Origin of the sequence: Mesorhizobium sp. M1D.F.Ca.ET.231.01.1.1, from assembly GCF_003999155.2 — a bacterium.
Classification (GTDB): domain Bacteria; phylum Pseudomonadota; class Alphaproteobacteria; order Rhizobiales; family Rhizobiaceae; genus Mesorhizobium.
Genome location: NZ_RZOZ02000208.1, coordinates 1 through 307 on the forward strand (window position 1 = coordinate 1; position 307 = coordinate 307).

1 protein-coding gene is annotated in these 307 nt (G+C 68.4%); it reads right to left on the reverse strand.

Features of this window, described 5'->3' with window-relative positions:
• A partial coding sequence (locus EN874_RS32995; RefSeq protein ID WP_189396758.1) for a transposase occupies positions 1-307 on the reverse strand: 307 nt, incomplete at both ends.

Sequence of the window (307 nt, forward strand, 5' to 3'; positions counted from 1 at the left end):
GAAGGCGGCCGGCTCGGTCAGGCCGGCAATGTCGCCGAAGAACTTGAGGCTGCGCGCGTCGAAGGCGGCTCGTAGGGCTTCCAGGAAGCGGCGGCGAAACAGGCGCGACAGGACGCGCACCGGAAGGAAGAACCCTGGCCGACAGGAGACCCAGCGCGAGCCGTCCGGCGAGACGCCACCGCCCGGCACGATGCAATGGATGTGCGGATGGTAGTGCAGGTTCTGCCCCCAGCTGTGCAGCACCGCGATGAGGCCGATCTCGGCGCCGAGATGTTTGGAATCGGCGGCGATCGTGCGCAGCGTCTCG